We start from the raw sequence: 360 nt of genomic DNA, 5'->3' as shown, positions 1-360 counted from the left end.
ACCTGGTACTGCCGCTGTTGCGCGGCCCGGCAATGCTGGTGGGCTGGATGCTGCAAATCACCCATAGCCTGATCAACGACCTGCCCGCACTGGACAGTGATGACCCAACTACCCGGAATCTGGCCTGGATCGATGTGCTCTTGAACATCGGCCTGCTCCTTTTGCATGTCGCACGAACTCAAGGTGAACGGCCTGCACTCGCGCCAGAGCGCATGGGCGAAGACGCTCCGGTGACCCTCGATCCGCTGCGCCGTCTGTTGCCACTGGACTTGCTGCATCCCGAGACAACCATCACTCAAGAAACACCCGGACTGCCCTCCGAACCGCCGGGCAGTGGCAATACGTTGCTGGATTTCAACC

At 60.6% G+C, this 360-nt stretch carries 1 protein-coding gene; it reads left to right on the top strand.

What is annotated here, in order from left to right:
• Positions 1-360: hypothetical protein (locus tag AC1DF0_RS32700; RefSeq protein ID WP_477577798.1), on the top strand; the 360-nt coding region annotated here is incomplete at both ends.

The sequence above is a fragment of the Paenibacillus sp. 05T425 genome, assembly GCF_056396205.1.
The sequence above is the reverse complement of the archived record's forward strand: the minus strand, read 5'-3'. Positions and strand labels throughout refer to the sequence as shown.